The organism is Tahibacter caeni (assembly GCF_024609805.1).
GTDB lineage: Bacteria > Pseudomonadota > Gammaproteobacteria > Xanthomonadales > Rhodanobacteraceae > Tahibacter > Tahibacter caeni.
The window spans coordinates 1-2,197 of sequence record NZ_JANFVR010000522.1 but is presented as its reverse complement, the minus strand read 5'-3'; the positions used below and the strand labels follow the sequence as shown (position 1 = coordinate 2,197).

At 72.5% G+C, this 2,197-nt stretch carries 2 protein-coding genes; both read left to right on the top strand.

What is annotated here, in order from left to right; translation table 11 throughout:
- The coding region (locus NON22_RS23390; protein WP_257389393.1) for an efflux RND transporter periplasmic adaptor subunit at positions 1-559 on the top strand (559 nt) is incomplete at its 5' end.
- A partial coding sequence (locus NON22_RS23385) for an efflux RND transporter permease subunit (protein ID WP_257389392.1) occupies positions 556-2,197 on the top strand: 1,642 nt, incomplete at its 3' end. The genes NON22_RS23390 and NON22_RS23385, both read left to right, overlap by 4 nt.

The following is a 2,197-nucleotide window of genomic DNA, read 5'->3' as shown; positions in this document are numbered from 1 at the left end:
CCCGGCGACCGTCGGCGCGGTCGTGCCGGCCGGGCAGGAGCTGTTCCGCCTGATCCGCGACGGCCGGCTCGAATGGCGCGCCGCGGTCGCCGAGAGCGACATCGGCAAGCTCGTGCCGGGACAGGTCGCGGAGATCCGCGTCGCGGGACAGGCGCCGCTGCGCGGCCGGCTGCGCAGCCTGTCGCCGGCGATCGACACGGCCACGCACAGCGGCCTGGCCTACGTCGATCTGCCGCGCGGCACCGCGATTCGCGCGGGCGCGTTCGCGCGCGGCCACGTCGAGATCGGCGAGACCGTGAGCCTGACCCTGCCGCAGAGCGCCGTCGCGCTGCGCGATGGTTTCCACTACGTGATGCGCGTCGGGCCGGCGTCGACGGTTGTCGCAACGCGCGTGTCCGTCGGCTCGCGCATCGGCGACCGCATCGCGATCACCGCGGGACTCGCGGAAAACGACGCCGTCGTCGCGGCGGGCGTCGGTTTCCTGAGCGACGGGGATGCGGTCCGGGTCGTCGGCGGGCCGGCTGCCGGCGCCGGCACCACCGCCGGGAGCGGTCCATGAACCTCAGGATTTCCACCTGGGCCGTCCACAATCCGGTTCCGACGACCTTGCTGTTCATCCTGCTGACCCTGGCCGGCATCGCCGGCTTCGTCGCGATGCCGGTGCAGAACTTCCCCGACCTCGATTTTCCGATCGTCACGGTCAGCGCCGAGCTGCCGGGCGCATCGCCGCCGCAGCTCGAAAGCGACGTCGCGCGCACGATCGAAGACGCGCTCGCCAAGCTCCAGGACGTGAAGCACATCGCGAGCACGCTCAGCGACGGCCTCGCGACCGTGACGGTGGAATTCCGCATCGGCAAACCGGTGCAGGAAGCGCTGGACGATGTGCGCGGCGCGGTGTCGGGCACGCGCGCCAGCCTGCCGGCGGACCTGCGTGACCCGGTGATCCGCAAGGTCGAGCTCGCGAGCACGCCGGTGCTGACCTATACGATTTCCTCATCGCGGCTCGACGAGGAGGCGCTGTCGTGGTTCGTCGACGGCCGTGTGAGCAAGCGGCTGCTCGCCGTGCCCGGCATCGGCGCGGTGTCGCGCGTCGGCGGCGCCGAGCGCGAAGTGCGCGTGGAATTGGACCCCGACCGTCTGCTCGCGCTGAACACGACTGCGACCGACCTGTCGCAGCGGCTGCGCGCGCTGCAGCAGCAAGCCGCGGGCGGCCGCGTCCGCATCGGCGGCGCCGAGCAGTCGGTCCGCACCCTCGCCACGGCGGCATCCGCGCGCGACGTCGCCGGGCTCGACGTGTCGCTGAGCGACGGGCGCCGGCTGAGCCTGGACCAGGTCGCCCGCGTCACGGACGACGTGGCCGAGCCGCGTTCCGCAGCGCTGGTCGACGGCCGGCCGGCCGTGGCCTTCGACATCCTGCGCGCGCGCGGCGCCGGCGAGATCGCGCTGGCCGAGGCCGCCCGCGCCGTCGTCCGCGATCTGCAGACGGCGCATCCCGAGGTGACGTTCGCCGAAGCGGTGAACTCGGTCGATCCGGTCGCCGAGAACTACCGCGGCTCGATGGCGCTGCTGTACGAGGGCGCCGCGCTCGCGGTGCTGGTCGTGTTCCTGTTCCTGCGCGACAGTCGCGCGACCCTGATCGCGGCGGTCGCGCTGCCGCTGTCGGTGCTGCCGGCCTTTGCCGTGATGCATCTGCTGGGCTTCACCCTGAACACCGTGTCGCTGCTGTCGCTGTCGCTGGTCGTCGGCGTGCTCGTCGACGACGCGATCGTCGAGATCGAGAACATCGAGCGGCACCTGTTGCTCGGCAAGACGCCGCTGCGCGCGTCGATCGGCGCGGCCGAGGAGATCGGGCTCGCCGTCGTCGCGACGACCTTCACCCTGATCGCCGTGTTCGTGCCGACCTCGCTGATGGGCGGCATCGTCGGCCGGTATTTCGTGCAGTTCGGCTGGACCGCCGCCGTGGCCGTGTTCTTCTCGCTCGTGGTCGCGCGCCTGCTGACGCCGATGCTCGCGGCGTATTTTCTGAAGGCGCCGGCGGCGCGGCGCCGCACGCCGCGCTGGATCATGCGCTACCTGCACGGCGTGCGCTGGTGCCTGCGGCATCGCGGCGCCGCGCTCGTCATCGCGGCGCTGCTGGTCGGCGGCGGCTTGGCCGTCGCCGCGCTGCTGCCCGGCGAATTCAGTCCCGCCGACGACG